General features: G+C 42.7%; 9 protein-coding genes. 5 read left to right on the top strand and 4 right to left on the bottom strand.

The annotated features are described in order from the left end of the window. Positions 1-72 precede the first annotated feature (72 nt). Entirely contained in the window at positions 73-945 is an 873-nt protein-coding gene (locus I5907_RS19155; protein ID WP_196992398.1) for a transglutaminase family protein, read from the bottom strand. Positions 946-1,113: 168 nt separating this feature from the next. Then, complete coding sequence (queA, locus tag I5907_RS19150; RefSeq protein WP_196992397.1) at positions 1,114-2,163, bottom strand: tRNA preQ1(34) S-adenosylmethionine ribosyltransferase-isomerase QueA; 1,050 nt, start codon at positions 2,161-2,163, stop codon at positions 1,114-1,116. Positions 2,164-2,612: 449 nt separating this feature from the next. Between queA and I5907_RS19145 the strand changes: the two genes are divergently transcribed. The 3 genes from I5907_RS19145 (at position 2,613) to mgrA (ending at position 8,361) form a co-directional block, all read left to right on the top strand. Then, positions 2,613-6,473, top strand: a complete 3,861-nt coding sequence (locus I5907_RS19145) for a TraB/GumN family protein (RefSeq protein WP_196992396.1) — start codon at positions 2,613-2,615, stop codon at positions 6,471-6,473. Positions 6,474-6,616: 143 nt separating this feature from the next. Then, positions 6,617-7,222: a TrmH family RNA methyltransferase gene (locus I5907_RS19140; RefSeq protein ID WP_196992395.1), complete on the top strand. Its 606-nt coding sequence runs from the start codon at positions 6,617-6,619 to the stop codon at positions 7,220-7,222. 146 nt (positions 7,223-7,368) lie between these two features. After that, positions 7,369-8,361, top strand: coding sequence for an L-glyceraldehyde 3-phosphate reductase (mgrA, locus tag I5907_RS19135; RefSeq protein WP_196992394.1), 993 nt, complete (start codon positions 7,369-7,371; stop codon positions 8,359-8,361). 61 nt (positions 8,362-8,422) lie between these two features. Here the strand turns inward: mgrA and I5907_RS19130 are convergent, their stop codons facing one another. Then, entirely contained in the window at positions 8,423-8,734 is a 312-nt protein-coding gene (locus tag I5907_RS19130; protein ID WP_196992393.1) for a hypothetical protein, read from the bottom strand. Between the two features lie 77 nt (positions 8,735-8,811). Beyond that, complete coding sequence (locus tag I5907_RS19125) at positions 8,812-9,951, bottom strand: hypothetical protein (protein ID WP_196992392.1); 1,140 nt, start codon at positions 9,949-9,951, stop codon at positions 8,812-8,814. A gap of 407 nt (positions 9,952-10,358) precedes the next feature. Here I5907_RS19125 and thrS point away from each other — a divergent pair, with 407 nt between their 5' ends. Further along, entirely contained in the window at positions 10,359-12,299 is a 1,941-nt protein-coding gene (gene thrS / locus I5907_RS19120; RefSeq protein WP_196992391.1) for a threonine--tRNA ligase, read from the top strand. Positions 12,300-12,351: 52 nt separating this feature from the next. Further along, positions 12,352-12,951 (top strand): translation initiation factor IF-3, encoded by a 600-nt coding sequence (infC, locus tag I5907_RS19115; RefSeq protein WP_196992390.1) that lies wholly within the window; start codon positions 12,352-12,354, stop codon positions 12,949-12,951. The last annotated feature ends 15 nt before the right edge of the window (positions 12,952-12,966 follow it).

The following is a 12,966-nucleotide window of genomic DNA, read 5'->3' as shown; positions in this document are numbered from 1 at the left end:
TTTTGAGCCCGGCTATGGTAAGGTTACGGATCGTTCCTTGCGTCGCACTCTTGTGCTGCAGCAGCTATGGCATCAACGATCCAGCAGATCGGCCAGCCGCAATAGCTCTTTCTTCTTATACTCATGTTCAAAAGAGTCGAAACATTTGGAGAGCTCTTCCAGCAACAACTGCACGATACGCTTTTTACTCATTGGTTTAAAGTACGATGGTACAGGAGGAACAGCAATTCTTTTAAAGTACTGTTCTATTTCTTTGTGGGTAAAGTGGTGGCCGGTGGTGGCATCTACATAAAACAGGATTTTGCTTTGAGGGTTGTCATGAATATTCAGCGGGTCTGTATCGGTACCAAAATAAGCAAGCACAAACTGCCGCGGTATATTAATGGCTCTTACAGGAATATCAAGCAGGTCGGCAAGAATAATGTACAATATGCCGTTGGATATAGCATTGCCTTTTTTGCCCTGCAACACTTTGTGCAAAAAGAAATCATCTGCGTTTAGATAAGCTGTTTCAGTGCCTTTTAGTTTATAATAATTGTACAGGATATTGCTTACTACATGAGCCTGTTCAAGCGGTGTAAGAAAGCTGTTAAGCTCCAGCCATATATTCCGCCTGATGTTTTCTATTTCATGTATAACCGGTGCTGTTTGTAATTCAGGATATTGAAACTTGCCCACTATCAGTGCTCCAAACAGCAGATCATGGTATGCGCTGTCTCTCCATTCGGTAAGGTCATTGGTGAGGTCGGCAAATTGCAGTTTGTGTATCAGCATTTCAATACGGCCTTGTATGTCATTGCTTGGTGTATTTTCCCAAAGGTTTTCAAGGTTGGGGATAATGCCGGCGCCATAATGAACAATTCTTTCCGATACCGTAGAGAAGACTTCTTCATCGGGATCGTCTATCAGGGAAAAAAGTGCAGATATTTCTTTTGTTTCGTTCATAACAGATAACAACTCAAACTAAAGAATTTTTAGGCGCTTTTCAATAACATAGTTATTAAGCTATGTGAATTATGTAAACGCGTTTCTCTTTATTACCAGCCTGTTGTGTGCCGGAAAATAAAAATGCCCCGTTTTGTGCGGGGCATTTTACAAAATAGTATCGGGGCATTAAACAACCAGCATAGCATCTCCGTAACTAAAGAAGCGGTATTTGTCTTTGATGGCCTTTTTATAAGCTTCCATAGTAAGATCGTACCCTGCAAAAGCACAAACCATGATCAGCAAACTGGTTTTAGGCAAGTGCAGGTTTGTAACAAGGCTGTCTGCCACATTAAACTGGTAAGGCGGGTGAATAAAGATATTTGTCCAGCCCTCACTTGGTTTCAACAGCTTTTGTGCGGTAAAACTTGTTTCCATACCGCGCATGGTAGTTGTACCAATTGAGCAGATACGATGGCCAGTTTCCTTTGCTTTGTTTACAATGCGGCATGCTTCTTCGTCAATCTTGTAATATTCAGCATCCATTTTATGTTTGCTGAGATCTTCCACTTCTATCGGGCGGAAAGTACCCAGCCCTGTGTGCAAAGTAATTTCAGCAAAACGGATACCTTTTATTTCGCAACGTTTGATGAGCTCCTGGCTAAAATGTAAACCGGCGGTTGGCGCAGCCACGGCCCCTTCATGCTTCGCATAAACAGTCTGGTAGCGTTCACGGTCTTCATCATCCGGTTTGCGTTTGATGTATTTTGGTAAAGGCGTTTCTCCTAAAAATTCAAGCATTTTTTTAAAGCTCTCATCATCACCATCCCACAGAAAACGTATGGTACGGCCGCGGCTGGTAGTGTTGTCTATTACTTCTGCTACCAGTTCATCATTCTCCCCAAAATATAGTTTGTTACCAACGCGTATTTTACGGGCTGGATCAACGATCACATCCCACAGGCGGTTTGGTTTGTTCAGTTCTCTTAAAAGGAATACTTCAATACGTGCGCCGGTTTTTTCTTTTCTGCCATACATACGTGCAGGAAAAACCTTGGTATTATTTACAACAAAAACATCTTTATCATCAAAATAATCGAGAATGTCTTTAAAGTTTTTGTTTTCAATCTGGCCGGTTGCGCGGTGAATAACCATGAGGCGGCTATCTTCTCGGCGTTTGGTAGGATTTTGGGCGATAAGGTTTAGAGGAAGATCGAATCTAAACTGCGATAATTTCATGTGTCTACTGTTTTTTTAGATAGGCCACATTCAACTCGCCGCCGCCTTACGGGGCGGTTTGTGCAATGTAACTTAATGAGTCATAAAAAGTGGGCAAAAGTACAGTGAAATTTTGATTATATAATTTATTTTTCTCACTGATGTACGTTTGTTGTATAGTATGATAAGCGAAAGTTGTGCCCGGAAAATACAGGCAAATATTACCACACAGCAGCTCGCATTAATTTTGTGTATGGCATTACATGATTGTGTTGTTACACCCGGAAGAGCTGAATAATGTGTTGCAGTACAAGAGTGCGACGCAACAGGAGCTGACAAAAGTACGGTAGCCCGCTACACCCTTATTAACCCGGTATAACAGGATTGAAGAATGATAAAAGGCCGGAAAAATGTATGGTTTTCGGGTTTATGTTCTTTAATATTGTGTAGTTGACGTTCAACCAATTATTATGAGAAAAAGATTTGCCTTTGCGTTAATGGTATGGTGTGTGGCATTTTTATTAAACCCTTACTATGGTCTTTCACAAAAGAAACCGGCTGCATCTTCAAACACAGACAAACCGGTAAAGTTAAAAAAATACCCCAGTCTTTTATGGGAGATAACGGGCAATGGTCTAAAACAGCCGTCTTACCTTTTTGGCACTATGCACATAAGCAATAAAATGGTCTTTAACCTCAGTGATTCTTTTTACAAGGCCATTAAGAGTGTGGAAGTAGTGGCACTGGAACAAAACCCCGAGGTGTGGCAGGAAGTGTATTCAAGCCCGGGTTTTGATGACGGCTATGGTATGCAGGGCAATATGCTCAACCGTTTTGATCTTTCGAACGAACGGCTTACCGAGCAGACTTTCTCTATCTCTAACTATGAAGCCAGGATACAGGCCGGGCTTGTATCTGAGGCACGGCTGATCAATGGCATGCTTTACAGGAACAACGTGGGCCAGGAAGATTTTGAAGAAGAAACATACCTGGATATGTATATCTATCGCCTTGGCAGAAAGCTGAATAAAATTGTTACCGGCGTAGAGAATTACAAAGAGTCTGACAAGCTGGTAAAAGAGGCTTACAGGGATATGTATAAAGATAAAAAGGTGAGAAGGTCTTACAATTATGATGGCTACGACTATAAACGTAAGATGGAGGAAGCTTACAGGAAAGGCGATCTCGACCTTCTCGATTCGCTGAATGAAGTAACAACCATTTCGAAAGCCTTTAACGAAAAATTTTTGCTGAAGCGAAACGATATACAGGCTTACTCAATAGATACCATCTTAAAAAAACATTCTTTGTTTGTAGGGGTTGGTGCAGCACACCTGGCGGGCAACAGGGGCGTGATTGAAATATTGAGACAAAAAGGATACAGGCTTAGACCGGTGATGATTGGTCAGCGCGACAGCGATGAAAAAGATAATCTTGAAAAGATCAGGGTGCCGCTTGAATTTAAAAAACAATACGCGGAAGATAGTTTGTACAGTGTAACTATTCCCGGAGATAAGTTTTTTCGTTTTAATTCTTTTGCGCAGGCAAATATGGTGCAGTATGCTGATATGGCGAACGGCAGCTACTACATGGTCACCCGTATAAAGACAGAGGCCTCTCTGCTGGGGCAATCTGCTGCTGTTGTTTTGAAAAAGATTGACAGCCTTCTGTATGAAAATATACCGGGAAAGATTACTGCCAGGAAAGCAATCGTTCGCGATGGGTATAGCGGTTTCGATATCACCAATAAAACAAGGAAAGGTGATTACCAGCGTTACAACATTTTTGCGTTGCCCAACGAGGTGGTGATCTTTAAAGTGAGTGGTATTGCAGATTATATAACCGGGGGGAAAGAGGCAGACGTTTTCTTCTCTTCTGTACATTTCGAAACCCCGGGATCTTCCTTGCCCACCGTTTACAAGCCGCCATACGGGGGTTTCTCAGCACTATTCCCGTCCAGGCCGTTTTATATACCCGAACAACGAAACGACAGGGAGAGGAGTGAATGGCTAAGCAGTGATGCGAAAGGGAATGACTTTTTTATTTTTAAAACCAGCATCAATCAATTCGATTATATAGAGGAAGACACATTTGAACTGCGGTTAATGGAAGAAAGTTTTAAAAGCTCGGCAGTCGTAAGGGAATCGCCTGGCGGCAAAACTGCTTCATGGCGAAACTACCCGGTGTTGAATGGTAGCTATGCACATGTGGATGGATCGCGAATAAAAGTACGGTATATTTTACAGGGTGCTAATTATTACGTTGTTGGCGCCAGGTATAACAATGCTGAAGCAGCCGCAGACAGCTTTATCAACTCATTTACATTTACACCCGAATATTATGGGGATGTAAAAGAGTACAAAGATTCAGTGATCGGTTTTACAGTCAAGAGCCCGTTGTTTTATCCTACAAAAGACAGCAGTGATAACTTTTCGCTTGCCGACATTTACGCCACCACCGGCGCAGATAATGACGATGATATATCCGGATCTTTTATGGACGCGTTTAGAGACATGAATTTTCGTGTAATCGGTAATGATACAACGGGAGAGAAGATCAACCTGATTGCATTCCGGTTTCCGAAATATACATACCTGAAAGATTCTGCAGACTTCCTCAAAAACAAAATATTCATCTCCACAAATGATTCAGATTTCATCATTCGCCAGCATACATTGTTTACCTCACCTGCAGGCTGGCGTACGGAGGTCTACCGATTTTCAGATACAGGCAGCAGCAGGGTGCTTACAACCAAATCTTTTTACAAAGGCGGGGTAGTGTTTTACCTGTTAAACATGGCAGACACCATCACACCTTCAGGGGCATTTGTGCAAAACTTCTTTGAGACGTTTACACCGGCAGATACCTTTAAAACCGTCAATATATTTGAAAAGAAATCCGGCATATTCTTCCAGGATTATTTTGGCAAAGACAGTGTACTAAAGAAAAAAGCCGTAAGGGCTTTGTCACCTTCTCTGTTCGATGCTGCTGACCTTGACAATGTAAAAAAAGCCATAAGCGAGCTCAGCTGGAAAACAAAAAATTACCTGGCCTTAAAGAAAAAATGGATCAATGTTGTAAGCGTTTTCCGCGACGAAGCTTCTGTAACCTACCTCAAAGAATTATACAGCGTGGTAAAAGATACATCTGAGCTTCAGAATGCTGTTTTAGATGCTTTACTCAATGCCAGAACGCAAACCTCTTTCAGTGCATTCAAAGATATTATGCTCAGCGATCCGCCGGCACTTACAGATAACAGGAAGGGCAATAACGATTACGATAACATTGATATCAATGCCCTGGTTTCGTCTTTCAGTAAAGATGAAAACCTGTTGAATAAACCATACTTCTTTGGTTATAAGTGGGCACCATTGTACGATACCCTGGCAATCACCAAAAATATTCTTCCGCCGTTGCTTGATCTGCTTACGCTCGACGATTACAAAGATGATATTTTACGCCTGCTGTCCTATGCCGTAGACAGCGGTTATACAACAGCAAATGATTACAGTCAGTACATGAACAAGTTCCTGCTCGAAGCCAAACAACTTGTAAAAAAACAAGCCGCCAGGGAAAGTGAGAAAGAAATAAAAACCCTGCAGACAGAAGATGCTGATACTTATGCAGACCGTTACACATATGGCAGCAACAGTGTGAATGACGAGCTGAAGCACTACGCGGTTTTGCTGATGCCTTTCTGGAACAATTCGCCTGATGTAAAGGTATTTTTCGACAAAGTTTTACAACTGAAAAATAAAGATGCCAAACTGCAGGCAGCCATACTTTTATTGCGCAATAATAAACCTGTGCCTGATAGTATCATCAACATGCTGGCTGCAGACGACCATTATCGCGTACACTTTTACAACCTGTTATTACTAAACAATCTTACCGGTAAATTTCCTGCGGCATACAAAACGCAGCGTTCCATGGCGGCCGGTATTTTATACGACACATATTCTTACCAGAAAGTAGATTCACTTGTTTACATTGATAAGTTGCAGGTTGCAGATGCACGCAATAAAGGGTGGGTTTATTTTTTCAGGTACAGGATAAACAAAGATGATGAAGTGTGGCACATTGCCTGCTCAGGCCTGCAACCGCCCGATACCAGCAAGGTAAGCACAACGTCTGCCGCCTATAAAGAAGATTTTACCGGCTTTACAAACGAGGTGTATGACGAAGCCGGGATCAGTAAGCAAATGCAGCGCATGCTCAAAGAAAACCTATATGCGCAGAGAGAAAGTTCATCGCGGTTTTTCAGCCGCTACGACGATGAGGATGTAGATGCCGCGATCGTTGATGAAATAAAAGGTGGAAGGTTTGAATAAATTTTTTTGAAGGTGAGCATCAGTTTTCATGGCATCGCCTGTTGTGTCACTCACTTGTGCGTTCCGTTTTTATGGCATCTGCAGGCTGCGGTTGCCATACCCTGCACAAGTCTTATTATCTTGCAGGTGCAAAAAGTTGCACCATGACTCCTGAAAGAAAAGAGCGAATGTTAAAAGTGCTTGACAAGCGACAGCCCAACCTGACTGTTGTGCTGGAAAATGTGCAGGACCCGCACAACATTTCTGCTGTTATGCGCACCTGCGATGCAGTAGGTATACAGGACGTTTATATACTTAACACAAAAATACCCAGGCATAAGAAATTTGGCTTTAGAAGCAGTGGCAGTGCACAGAAATGGCTTACTGTGTACCAGTTTGATCAGGTGCGGGCATGCGTGGCCGCCGTGCGCAGTAAATACACACATTTGTACACTACACACCTGGCAACAAATGCCGTAAGTTTATACGATATTAACTTTACCAACAGTGTAGCTTTAATATTTGGCAATGAGCACATAGGTGTTTCAGAAGAGCTGCGCAGCCTGTGCGATGGAAATTTTATTATACCACAGGTTGGCATTATACAAAGCCTGAATATTTCTGTGGCCTGCGCTGTTAGTATTTATGAGGCATTCAGGCAAAAGAACAATGCCGGCCACTATAACGCACCCGCCTTGCCTGCAGAGAAAAAGAACGAACTGATGCAGTTGTGGAGCAATGGTGTGGAAGGCCCGAATGATGCCGGTTAATCAATTGGTTATAACCAGCGTTTGATGGCACAAACAGATCGCTTATGTTGCCATAACAACGGAACGTACAAGTGAGTGACACAACAGGCGATGCCACATGCACACACGCCGGACAAATAATTTTTATTACTATAAAAAATCGCATTATGAGTTATACACCCGCAAAAGACAGGTACGATGTTATGAAATACAACCGTTGTGGTAAAAGCGGTTTGTTATTGCCCGCTATTTCGCTGGGGCTTTGGCACAACTTCGGTTCTGTAGATGTTTTTGAAAATGGAAGGGCAATGGTACGCCGGGCATTTGACCGCGGCATTACGCATTTTGACCTGGCCAATAACTATGGGCCAAAACCTGGCTCGGCAGAAGAAAACTTTGGCAGAATATTGCGAAAGGATTTTGACGGCTACCTGAGGGATGAACTGATTATTTCTACCAAAGCCGGTTATCTTATGTGGCCTGGCCCTTATGGCGAATGGGGTTCCCGTAAGTATGTAATGGCAAGCTGTAACCAGAGCCTTAAAAGAATGGGTTTGGAGTATGTGGATATTTTTTACTCGCATCGTCCTGACCCGGCTACACCCCTTGAAGAAACAATGATGGCGCTGGATGCTATTGTACGCCAGGGTAAGGCATTGTATGTAGGCATATCAAGTTACAGCGCAGAAGAAACAAGACAGGCCGCTATTATATTGAAGAGTCTTGGTACACCCTGTGTTATTCATCAGCCAAAGTATTCGATGTTTGAAAGATGGGTTGAAAATGGTTTGCTGGATGTACTCGATGAATTTGGTATCGGCTGTATTCCTTTTTCGCCGCTGGCGCAGGGCTTGCTTACAGACCGTTATTTAAAAGGCATTCCCGAAGATTCAAGGGCAGGTAAATCGTGGGGCTTTTTAAAAAGTAACGAAATAACCGAAGAGAGAATGAGAACGATTGTTGCGTTAAACGAAATTGCGAAACAACGCAACCAGTCGCTGGCACAAATGGCATTGGCGTGGTTATTAAAAGACAGTCGCATAACTTCTGTATTGATAGGCGCAAGTTCTGTAAAGCAACTGGATGATAATATTGACATGTTGAATAACCTGAACTTTACGCCGGATGAATTAAATACGATAGAATCTGTATTGCAATAAGCGTTTGCTAACAACAAGAGCGGCACAACATTGCGCCGCTCTTGTTATTTAAAAAGTTTTATTAGTCTTCCTGCTCACCATGCAAAATGCCATCATACTTTGCGGCATTGGCTGTAAAAGTCTGCTTTTGCTGTTCGTTTAATGCACTCATCATTTGTTGAGTCATTTGTACTCTAGCCTGTTTAATCTGCTGCCTGTCGCCACCTGCATCTTTAATACTTTTTCTTTGTTGCCTGAAAGCTTGAAATGCTGTTTTCATTTGTGCAACCTGGCTTTGATCAAGATTCAGATCTGCAGTTAGTGTTTGCAGTAACTCCTGTAGTTTGCCGCCACCTTTGTTACCACCACCTAAAATTTTTTGGAAGAATCCCATGATGAAGATTTTTGATTAATAATTTTCAATAAGGTCTGCTTCCACTAAAGTAAACAAATGGCAATAACACGTAAAAATTATTTCAGTTCTGTTCCGGGTTCCTTGTAGTCTATCACCACTTTGGCATTTTTCTTTTCATCAGAAGAAATAAACATTTCATAGTGTTTGCCTTCCGTTGTAACGACCATTAATGCGGTGTTTGGCGGAATAGATCCAAGATTATTGGCCACCATTACTATTTCATGATGCGGGTTGCCTGCTGTAGCTGTTATGTGCAGCGTAATCGGCGTTTTGTTAAGCTTTTTCCGAAAAGCAACAACTTCATTGTTGTCATACACTGTTATTGTATCGCCGTCAATTTCGCCGTTGTCATAAAGCTCTATCAGTATATCTGTTGATGTTGTTGTTATCTTTTTCACCAATGGGTTGTCGCGTTCTTTTATTACATCCGGCACAGGAATATTTTTTGCGGGCACTTCCTGTTTAGGCTTTGTTATAGCCGGTGGGTTGGGTGGCACAACTTTTACAACAGTGTCAGCCCTGCTTGCCGGTGGTGCAGTTTTCTTAGTTGTATTACTATTTGATTTATTCGGGCTTGTTTTAGCCGGCGGGTTTGTTTTCTTTGTTAATGGCGGTGCAGGTTTTACGCTCTTTGGCGTAGTCTTCGGCTGGGCCTGCGGTGTTGCTTTGGGCGTTGTTTTAGCTGTTGTTTTCGGCGGCGTTTTTTGCTCTTTCTTTAGTAAAAAATCTTCTTTTTTAAAGTCAGATTCCTGCACCCTTTCCAGGTACACGTAGCCAGAGCCACAATCGCCTTTTGTATTTACGTTTATGCTTGTAAAAGTGCCCTCCAGTATTTCTGTATTGCCTTCCTTCCGGTAGTCCAGGTAGCAGGTCATCAAACATGGCTCTGTTCTCTCTGCTATTTTTAGCTCTACCAGCTTTAATTCTCTTATGGTAATCGTTTTAGATTTTGCATCGTAAATGCCCTGCAGTGTTGCTTTGCCATAAAATACAGTGGTGCGGTAAGAGTATGTAACACCCTGTATGGCTTTCTGCGCACTCTTGTTAAACAGCTCATCAAGTTGTACCTCGTATTTGTATTGCTGTTTAAATGCGCCATAGCCAGAAAAAAAATATCCACGCCAAATACCAAGCATACTCTGAGCCTGCACAAGCGTAGATAATAATAAAAGGGTAAGCAGCAAACGAAACTTCATGTTACAAATCTACCGTGCAATATAGCAATACCTGATAAAAAACAGTTAAGGTTCGCACGGTTTCTCTTTGTCTGCAGCGGTTATTTTATAAGAGGTCTATTTATGTTACAAGCTGCATTGCTACTATGAGGCTTTGGTTGTGTCACTCACTTGTACTGCAGTAACACTTTTGGGCAGGGCACAACCTGCCATTGCCTGTATGCACTTCATGCCGCGCCATGTGGCCGGCTATTTAAATCATATACCATTTGGCAATCATTTGCTACTTTTGCCACCCGGAAAAAGTTTAACGGGATTGTTGTCCGTTGCCGCCTGCTGATCTGCAGTACAAGTGAGTGACACAACAGGCGATGCCATAGAAAACTACAGCCGGGTTACCAAAATAAAAATTCCGGAATTAAAGAGCAATGATCAATATTACTTTACCAGATGGCGCAGTACGCCAATATGAAAGTGGCGTTTCTGCTTTGGATGTAGCAAAATCAATCAGCGAAGGGCTAGCACGTAAGGTGCTTGCTGCAAGTGTAAACGGCGAAGTGTGGGATGCAACAAGACCAATAACGAATGATGCTTCACTCAAACTGCTGACATGGGACGATAAAGATGGCCAGGCAACCTTCTGGCACTCTTCTGCGCACCTGATGGCCGAAGCGGTGGAAAGTATGTTTCCCGGCGTAAAATTCTGGGTGGGGCCCGCAACCGAAAACCCAAAAGGCTTTTATTATGATATGGATCTTGGCGACAGGAAACTTACCGAAGAAGATCTTGCCGCGCTGGAAGAGAAAATGAATGAACTGGCCAAACAGGGCAACGCCTACGTTAGAAAAGAAATGCCAAAAGCAGAAGCTGTGGATTACTTTGCCAAAAAAGGTGATGAATATAAACTCGACCTGTTGCAAAACCTGGAAGATGGCAACATTACTTTTTACTCGCAGGGTGGTTTTACAGATCTCTGCCGCGGGCCACACATACCCAACACCGGTTTTATTAAAGCCATAAAACTTACCAATATTGCCGGCGCTTACTGGAAGGGCGATGAAAAGAACAAGCAGCTTACCCGCTTATACGGTGTAACATTCCCCAGCCAGAAAGAACTGGATGCTTACCTGCAAATGCTGGAAGAAGCAAAGAAAAGAGACCACCGAAAACTCGGGAAAGAGCTTGGCATCTACACTATGGATGATGATGTTGGACAGGGCTTGATTATGTGGATGCCTAACGGCACCGTGATTATTGAAGAACTGGAGAAACTTGCCAAGGAAGCAGAGGAAGAGGCGGGCTACAAAAGGGTGGTTACGCCGCACATCGCTAAAGAGAGTATGTACCTTACCAGCGGTCACCTGCCTTATTATGCAGATAGTATGTATCCTCCTATGGAACTGGATGGAGAGAAATATTATCTCAAATCAATGAATTGCCCGCATCACCATAAAATATTTGCGGCCGAACCAAAAAGCTACCGAGACCTGCCATACCGCATTGCAGAATACGGAACAGTTTACCGGTATGAACAAAGTGGTGAATTGTTTGGTTTAATGCGTGTGCGTTGCCTTCATATGAACGACGCCCATATTTACTGCACCAAAGAACAGTTTGGGGCCGAGTTTAGAGCGGTAAATGAAATGTACCTGAAGTACTTTAAAATTTTTGGTGTTGAAAAATATGTGATGCGTTTGTCTTTGCATGCGCCGGAAAAACTTGGCGTGAAATATGTGAATGAACCGGAACTGTGGAAAGAGACCGAAGAAATGGTTCGCAACGTATTGATTGAATCAAAGATACCATACGTAGAGGTGCAGGATGAAGCAGCATTTTACGGTCCTAAAATAGATGTACAGATATACAGTGTAATTGGCCGCGAATTTACACTGGCAACAAACCAGGTAGATTTCTCCCAGGGCAGAAGCTTCAAGTTGCAGTACACAACCCAGGATAACGCGGCAGAAACACCATTGATCATTCATCGTGCGCCACTGGGTACGCATGAAAGATTTATAGGCTTTTTGCTTGAGCATTATGCAGGTAAACTGCCGGTTTGGCTTTCGCCGCTGCAGGTTAAAATACTGCCGATCAGCGATAAGTTTATGGACTACGCAAATGAGGTAAGACGCAAACTGAAAGCAGCAGGAGTAAGAGTGGAAGTAGATGACCGTAATGAAAAGATTGGCAAAAAGATAAGGGAAGCAGAATTAAGCCGCGTACCTTACATGCTGGTACTGGGCGAGAAAGAAGTGAATGAAGAAAAAGTAGCTATTCGCCGCCAGGGCAAAGGAGATGCCGGTACTCAGCATATTGATGAATTTATCAATACGATAACAGCAGAGATAAAAAATCGTATTGGAGAATAAAACAAACAATTAATATCTTTAACCAAAACAATTTTTAACAAAAAGACATTTAATGGCGTTACCTAACAGAGGAGGAGGTGGGGGCCGTTTCAACCCACGCTTTAACAGGCAACCAGAGCCTGAACATCGTATCAACGAAAGAATAAGAGTACCACAGGTTAGACTTGTAGGAGATAATGTGACCGTTGGTATTTACCCAACGGATGAGGCAAGAAAAATTGCCCGTGATTTAGAACTTGATCTTGTAGAAATATCGCCAAATGCAGACCCGCCGGTTTGTAAGGCCATCGATTATAAAAAGTTTCTTTACGAGAAAAAGCGTAAAGAAAAAGATATGAAAGCCAATGCCAAGCAGAGCGAGGTAAAAGAGATACGCTTTACGCCCGGTACTGACGACCACGATTTTGATTTTAAAGCAAAGCATGCTGAAAAGTTCCTGAAAGATGGTAATAAGGTGAAAGCGTATGTGCAGTTTAAGGGTCGTGCGATTATGTTTAAAGAGCGCGGAGAACTGGTGCTGCTGAAATTTGCTGAGCGCCTGGCAGAGGTAGGCCAGCCCGAAGCTTTACCTAAACTGGAAGGTAAAAGAATGTTGCTGATGCTTACACCTAAAACAGGTAAGAAGAAAAAAGAAGGCGCCGCCGCAGAATAATCTTTTTAAACGATA

This window comes from Panacibacter microcysteis, from assembly GCF_015831355.1.
In the GTDB taxonomy this organism is placed as follows: domain Bacteria; phylum Bacteroidota; class Bacteroidia; order Chitinophagales; family Chitinophagaceae; genus Panacibacter; species Panacibacter microcysteis.
Note: the sequence above shows the minus strand (reverse complement) of the source record. Positions and strands in the feature narration are given on the sequence as shown.

What these genes read in the sequence shown, in the direction of transcription:
- I5907_RS19140 (WP_196992395.1), top strand. Translation starts at nt 6,617, where the DNA reads ATGACTCCTGAAAGAAAAGAGCGAATGTTAAAAGTGCTTGACAAGCGA.
- queA (WP_196992397.1), bottom strand. Translation starts at nt 2,163, where the DNA reads ATGAAATTATCGCAGTTTAGATTCGATCTTCCTCTAAACCTTATCGCC.
- infC (WP_196992390.1), top strand. Translation starts at nt 12,352, where the DNA reads ATGGCGTTACCTAACAGAGGAGGAGGTGGGGGCCGTTTCAACCCACGC.
- I5907_RS19125 (WP_196992392.1), bottom strand. Translation starts at nt 9,951, where the DNA reads ATGAAGTTTCGTTTGCTGCTTACCCTTTTATTATTATCTACGCTTGTG.
- I5907_RS19155 (WP_196992398.1), bottom strand. Translation starts at nt 945, where the DNA reads ATGAACGAAACAAAAGAAATATCTGCACTTTTTTCCCTGATAGACGAT.
- I5907_RS19145 (WP_196992396.1), top strand. Translation starts at nt 2,613, where the DNA reads ATGAGAAAAAGATTTGCCTTTGCGTTAATGGTATGGTGTGTGGCATTT.
- mgrA (WP_196992394.1), top strand. Translation starts at nt 7,369, where the DNA reads ATGAGTTATACACCCGCAAAAGACAGGTACGATGTTATGAAATACAAC.
- I5907_RS19130 (WP_196992393.1), bottom strand. Translation starts at nt 8,734, where the DNA reads ATGGGATTCTTCCAAAAAATTTTAGGTGGTGGTAACAAAGGTGGCGGC.
- thrS (WP_196992391.1), top strand. Translation starts at nt 10,359, where the DNA reads ATGATCAATATTACTTTACCAGATGGCGCAGTACGCCAATATGAAAGT.